Origin of the sequence: Leucobacter soli (assembly GCF_042659205.1) — a bacterium.
Lineage (GTDB): Bacteria > Actinomycetota > Actinomycetes > Actinomycetales > Microbacteriaceae > Leucobacter > Leucobacter soli.
In genome coordinates, this window is the sequence record NZ_JBHSRW010000124.1 from 1 (window position 1) to 6,467 (window position 6,467).

Sequence of the window (6,467 nt, forward strand, 5' to 3'; positions counted from 1 at the left end):
GTAGCCGGGGATAATAAATTGGCATTTGACAATCAAGTGCACACTATTGAGTTCTCAAGGACCAGACACCCCCCGTAACGACCTGAACAGGCCCTCCGAAGAGTTGAATAGTCGGCCTCGGCCCGAGCGCATAACGAGATGTTTCTCAAGAGCCTTTGAGGCGTCCCTCTAGCATAAAGCAAGCGACGAGTTGATTCAACCCGCCGCCTTTGAGGGAATTTGTCTTTCCGAAGCGTTTCCGCTCCGTGCCAACAGATGATTACTTTACGGGGGTTCCGGAGGGCGTGCAACTCGGCGCCGCACTCCGGCGTGTCGCCAGTGTTTCCAACGCTCGGACCCACCGCTTCGCGCCATCGCCCGGTTCACGCTTAGATAGATCGGGTGACGGATACCACGAGCCCCGGCGCTCCCTCCCCCGCTGACTTCGGCTTCGAGATCGAGCATCGGCTCGAGCACGGCGGCGCGCACGGCGGCGACGGACGCCCGCTAGGAAGGGCCGGCGTGATCCGGACGCCGCATGGCGACCTCCCGACGCCCGCCTTCATTCCGGTCGGCACCAAGGCCACGGTCAAGGCCGTGCTGCCCGAGACCGTCGCGGAGTTCGGCGGGCGCGCCGTCCTCGCGAACGCCTATCACCTGTTCCTCCAGCCCGGCGCCGATATCGTCGACGAGGCCGGCGGACTCGGGCGCTTCATGAACTGGCCCGGGCCGACCTTCACCGACTCGGGCGGCTTCCAGGTGATGTCGCTGGGCGTCGGTTTCAAGAAGGTGATCTCGATGGACGAGAACGCCTTTCAGAGCGACGAGGTGATCGCCGAGAACAAGGAGCGTCTGGCGCACGTCGACGAGGATGGCGTGACGTTCAAGTCGTTCATCAACGGCGACAGGCACCGCTTCACCCCCGAGGTGTCGATGCGGATCCAGCATCAGCTGGGCGCCGACATCATCTTCGCATTCGACGAGTGCACCACGCTGATGAACACCCGCCCCTACCAGGAGGACTCGGTCGCCCGCACCCACCGGTGGGCGGTGCGCTGCCTCGACGAGCACGCGCGCCAGACCGCGGAACGCGGGCACCGCCCGTATCAGGCGCTCTTCGGCGTAGTGCAGGGCGCGCAGTACGAGGACCTGCGGCGCCAGGCTGCGCGCGGCCTCGCCGAACTGCGCGGCGCAGACGCCGCGGAGCAGGAGTTCGACGGTTTCGGCATCGGCGGCGCTCTCGAGAAGTCCGAGCTCGGCACCATCGTCGGCTGGGTGAGCGACGAACTGCCGGATCGCAAGCCGCGCCACCTGCTCGGCATCTCGGAACCCGACGACCTCTTCGCGGCGATCGCGGCCGGCGCCGACACCTTCGACTGCGTCGCCCCCTCGCGCCAGGCCCGCGGTGGAACGATGTACTCGGAGCGCGGGCGGATCAACGCCAAGTCCGCCCCGCAGCGTCGACGTTTCGAGCCGCTCGACCCGGAGTGCGACTGCTATACGTGCGCGAACTACACCGCCGCCTACCTGCACCACCTGTTCAAGGCGAACGAGATGCTCGCGTCGACGCTCGCGACGATCCACAACGAACGCTTCATCGTCCGATTGGTCGACCGCATCCGCGAGTCGATCATCGACGGCGCGTTCTCAGAGCTCCGCGAGGAGACGCTCGGCCGGCTCGGCTTCACGCGGCGCTAGCGGAACCGGCACCGTCACCGCGAACGGCGCGATCCTCTGCCCCGCGCACGGCGCGGATCACCCGCGTCGTGACCGGCAGGAGCACCACCTCGGCGAGCACCTTCACCACGTAGCCCAGCACGACGTACATCACGAAATCGACGCCCGTGATGATGCCGGCGAAGGCGATGGTGCAGAACAGCAGCGTGTCGAAGAGCTGACCGACCAGGGTGGAGCCGATGAGGCGCGTGCGCAGGAGGCGCCCGGAGGTGCGCCGCCGCAGGCGGTCGAGCACCCAGGCGTTCATGAGCTGGCCCACCAGGAACGCCACGAGGCTCGCCGTCACGATCCTCGGCACGAAGCCGAGGACGGCCGCGAAGGCCTCCTGGTTCTCCCAGCCCGCCGCCGACGGCGATACCTGCACGGCGAGGATCGTCAGCGAGGCGACCAGAGCGAGTGCGAACGCGGTAAGGATCGCACGGCGCGAGGCGCGCAGGCCGTAGACCTCGGTGAGCACATCCCCGAGGATGTACGCGAGCGGGAAGAGGAACACTCCCCCGTCGAAGACGAGCGGCAGCGAGAGGCCACCGATCGCGATCTCGCCGAAGGCGATCGGCTTCACGGCGACCACGTTCGAGATGAGCAGGACCCCGACGAAGACGGCCGAGATCGTCGCGTACCTGGATCCCATCGCCGCCGCGCGGGCGCCCGTCATCGCGAACCGCAGCGGATCCTCGGCCGCACTCGTCCCGCCGCGTTCCATCGTCCCGGTCTCACTCATCGATCTGCCCCACTCCCAGCGCACCGCGGATCAGGTCCATGTTCAGCCTCGCCGCGACGCGGGCGCCGTTGCCGGCGGCGATGATCAGCTGCTGCGGGCCGGGCGGCACGATGTCCCCGGTCGCGTAGATGCCGCGGATCGAGGTCTCCCCGCGATCGTCCACGACGATGAGCCCCCAGTCGTCGCGGTCGATCGGCTGCTCCCCCAGGAACTCCACGGGCGCATGCCAGCGCGGGCGGACGAAACCGCCGACCCGCGGGATCAGCTCGCCGTCGCTCAGACGCACACCGGTCATCTCGGCGCGCTCCCCCACGATGTCGTCGATGGCTCGGCGCTCGACCCGGATGCCGATGCGGGAGAGCTGCGCCTCCTGCTCGGGCCGGACGGTATCCGCGCCGTTCGTGAACACGATCAGGTCGCTGGAGAATCGGCTGATCAGCAGCGCTCGTGCGAACACGTCGCTGGTCTCGCCGATCAGGACGAGCGGCTTGTCCGTCTTCTCGAATCCGTCGCACTCGACGCAGCTGTGGAGCGCCGTGCCGTAGAAGGCGCGGATCATGGGCAGAGGCGGCAGCTCCTCGGTGAGCCCTGCGGTGATCAGCACCCGCCTCGCCAGGAACTCGACATCGGCGGCGCCCCGCACCCCCGAGCCCCGCACGCGGAAACCGATGCCGTCGGGGAAACCGGCGGCCAGCGCATCGGCCGCACTCAGCGGGACGACCTCGTGGGCGATCGCCTGCGCGAAGGTCGCCGTCGGGTACGCCTCGAACTCCTCGCGGCCGAGCTTCCGCAGTTCGAGCGGAGGCGCCCCGTCGCGCGTCAGGAAGCCGTGCGACTTGAGCGTCGCCGAGTGACGGGGGCGGTTGCTGTCGAGGATCGCGATGCGCCGATTCGCGCGCACCAGTTGGAGCCCGGCGGAGAGCCCCGCAGGGCCTCCGCCGATGATCGCGACGCCCACGGGAAGATGCCCCGTGGCGCTCCTCGGCACGGACGTCTCGGTCACGCCTGCTCCAGGTGAGCGGCGAGGCGGCGCAGACGGGCCAGCGTCTCCTCCCGGCCGAGCAGCTCGAACGATTCGAAGAGCGGCGGCGACACCCGGCGGCCCGATGCGGCGACGCGCAGGGCGCCGAAGGCGATGCGCGGCTTCAACCCGAGACCGTCGATGAGCGCCGCCTGCAGCGCCGTCTGGATCGACTCCGTGCGCCAATCCGCCTCCGGCAGCGCTTCGAGCGCGGCAAGGCCTGCGGCGAGGACCTGCGGCGCGTCGCTCTTCAGCGATGCGAGCGCATCGTCCTCGTAGACGAGCGCATCCGCCGAGGCGAAGAGGAACCCGAGCATGCCGACGGCCTCGCTCAGCACGGTGACGCGGCTCTGCACGAGCGGGACCGCGGCGCGCAGCGTGGCGAGCTGCCGCTCGTTCGGCTCGACGGGAAGCGCCCCTCCGGCGATCAGATAGGGCAGGACGCGCCGCCCGAAATCATCCTCGGCGAGGAGGCGGATGTGGTCGGCGTTGATCGCGTCGGCCTTCTTCTGGTCGAAGCGCGCGGGGTTCGGGTTGACGTCGACGACATCGAAGGCTGCGACCATCTCGTCGCGCGAGAACACGTCCCTGTCGGCCGAGAGCGACCAGCCGAGCAGCGAGAGGTAGTTCAGCAGCCCCTCGGGGATGAAGCCGCGGTCCCGGTGGTGCAGCAGGTTCGACTCGGGGTCGCGCTTCGAGAGCTTCTTGTTGCCCTCTCCCATCACGTACGGCAGGTGGCCGAAGCGCGGGATCGCCGGTTCGACGCCGAGCTCGACGAGCGCGCGGTGCAGCGCCACCTGACGCGGGGTCGACGAGAGCAGATCCTCGCCGCGCAGCACGTGGGTGACCCCCATCAGCGCGTCGTCCACGGGGTTGGTCAGCGTGTAGAGCGGAGCCCCGTTCGGCCGGACGACGACGAAGTCGATGGTCGAACCGGCTGGGAAGTTGATGGGGCCGCGCACCAGGTCATCGAAGCCGAGATCGACGTCGGGCACCCGGAAGCGGAGCGCCGGCTCGCGGCCCTCGGCGCGGAAGGCCGCCTTCTGCGCCTCCGTGAGGTCGCGGTCGTGGTTGTCGTACCCGAGCTGCTTCGGACGACCCGCGGCCTCGTTGCGCGCGTCGATCTCCTCGGCGGTCGAGAAGCTCTCGTAGAGGTGGCCGGCGGCGAGCAGCCGCGCTACGAGGTCGCTGTAGACGTCGCTCCGCTGGGACTGGCGGTAGGGGCCGTGCGGTCCGCCGACGTCGATACCCTCGTCCCAGTCCAGGCCGAGCCAACGCAGGGAGTCGATGATCTGCTGGTAGCTCTCCTCGCTGTCACGCGCAGCATCCGTGTCCTCGATGCGGAAGACGAATGTGCCGCCGGTGTGCCGCGCGTAGGCCCAGTTGAAGAGGGCGGTGCGCACCATGCCGACGTGCGGGGTGCCGGTCGGCGAGGGGCAGAAGCGGACGCGCACGTCGCTGCCCGTGGCCGTGGAGAACTGAGGATCGCTGCTCGTAGTCATCGCCCTCCAGTCTAGTGAAGACGGCAGCTGCGATCGCCCAGGCCGAGCCGGATCGAGGCGACCGCGCCGAGCGCGAGGAGACCGCCGGCGAACAGCGCGAGGATGCCGAAGTCGCCGAATGCGAAACCCACCCCGGAGAGCGCTCCGGCGACCGCGCCGGAAGCGCTCATGAAGGTGTCGGAGCGCCCCTGCCAGCGCGGGCGGTCCGCGATGGTCGTGAGCTCGGTCAGCAGCGCCGCGCCGGCGACCGTCACGGCGCCCCATCCCACGCCCACCAGGGTGAGTGCGACTTGCACCAGCAGGTGGGAGGAGCCCGAGATGTAGGCGAGTGCGACGGCGAGCAGCGTGATCGCCCAGCCGATCATGATCACCGGGACGCATCCCAGACGCCCGGCGAGCGAACCGAACACCGGGGAGAGCGCGTACATGCCGGCGATGTGGAGGCTCAGGGTGATGCCGACGATCTCGGCCGTGCCCTCGTGGTGCATCAGATGCAAGGGTGTCATCGCCATGAGCCCGACCATGATGGCCTGCGCCATCGCGATCACGAAGATCGTGACGATCAGAGCCCGGCGTCTGGAGGCCTCCGACCTGGCGTCGGTCGCGGTCGCGGGCTCGGTCCCAGGCTCGAAGGCGGGCTCGGGAACCGTCGCGGCTCCGACCGGCTCAGTGGCGCCCGCCGGCTCGGGATCGGGTTCGCGGGAGAGGATCTCGCGCGCGGTGAGCAGGGGGTCGGGGCGGAGTCCGAGCCAGTTGGAGAGCGCCGCGAGGATCTGGGCGACGAAGGCGAAGACGAATACACCGGCGAGCGGAGTGACGCCTATGGCGTGCCCGACGACTTCGCCGGGGCCGATCAACAGTGGGCCGATGACGGCGCCGACCGTGATCGACCAGACCACGAGGGAGAGGTCGCGTGCGCGCTTCCCCGGCGCGGCGAGGTCGGCTGCGGCGAAGCGGGAGAGCAGCTGGACGGAGCTCGCCACGCCGATCATGGCGATGCCGATCCCCAGCAGCCACCACTGGCCCACCACGGTGGAGAGGATCGCGACGAGCGCCCCGACCATCGCGATGAGATTGCCGGTGACGAGCGCCGGCCGCCGGCCTCGGCGCTCCGCCAGTCGGGCCAGCGGGAGGCTCGCGGCCGCCGCACCGACGCTGAAGGTCGTCGAGGCGAGACCGGAGATCGCGTCGTTCCCGCTCACCTCGGCGAGCAGCAGGGCCCCCACCGAGAGCGAGGCGCCGACGCCGAAGCCGCTCAGGATCGTGCCGGCGGCGAGCACGAGCAGGGTGCGCCGCTGCAGCGGACCGCCGAGCCGGTACGGTATCTCGCGCGAGCGCCCGGTGACCGTCGCACTCACGCGGCGGCCTCGAGCTCCCAGACCGAGCCGTCGATGCGGGAGAGGAGTCGCTTCGCGAGGCGGACCTGCGGGCTCTCGTTCGCGGTGTCCATCGAGACGAGACCGATCGTGCGGTAGCGCGGCGGCTCGAGCGGCAGCGCCGTGGCGTC

General features: G+C 69.6%; 5 protein-coding genes. 1 reads left to right on the forward strand and 4 read right to left on the reverse strand.

Annotated elements, in window-relative coordinates; genetic code table 11:
• The first annotated feature begins 372 nt into the window (after nt 1-372).
• Nucleotides 373-1,677, forward strand: a complete 1,305-nt coding sequence (gene tgt, locus ACFPZL_RS08530) for a tRNA guanosine(34) transglycosylase Tgt (protein ID WP_218113927.1) — start codon at nt 373-375, stop codon at nt 1,675-1,677.
• Here the strand turns inward: tgt and ACFPZL_RS08535 are convergent.
• Genes ACFPZL_RS08535 through ACFPZL_RS08550 form a run of 4 tightly spaced genes read right to left on the reverse strand, consistent with a single transcriptional unit; the run spans nt 1,664 to nt 6,318 of the window.
• Nucleotides 1,664-2,437, reverse strand: a complete 774-nt coding sequence (locus ACFPZL_RS08535) for a queuosine precursor transporter (protein WP_236021693.1) — start codon at nt 2,435-2,437, stop codon at nt 1,664-1,666. The genes tgt and ACFPZL_RS08535 overlap by 14 nt on opposite strands.
• Nucleotides 2,430-3,440: an NAD(P)/FAD-dependent oxidoreductase gene (locus ACFPZL_RS08540; protein WP_236021692.1), complete on the reverse strand. Its 1,011-nt coding sequence runs from the start codon at nt 3,438-3,440 to the stop codon at nt 2,430-2,432. Before ACFPZL_RS08540 ends, ACFPZL_RS08535 begins: the two co-directional genes overlap by 8 nt.
• Entirely contained in the window at nt 3,437-4,960 is a 1,524-nt protein-coding gene (gene gltX / locus ACFPZL_RS08545; protein WP_218113906.1) for a glutamate--tRNA ligase, read from the reverse strand. Before gltX ends, ACFPZL_RS08540 begins: the two co-directional genes overlap by 4 nt.
• An 11-nt stretch (nt 4,961-4,971) precedes the next feature.
• On the reverse strand, nt 4,972-6,318 hold the full coding sequence (locus tag ACFPZL_RS08550; RefSeq protein WP_218113905.1) for an MFS transporter: 1,347 nt from the start codon (nt 6,316-6,318) through the stop codon (nt 4,972-4,974).
• Nucleotides 6,319-6,467 lie beyond the last annotated feature (149 nt).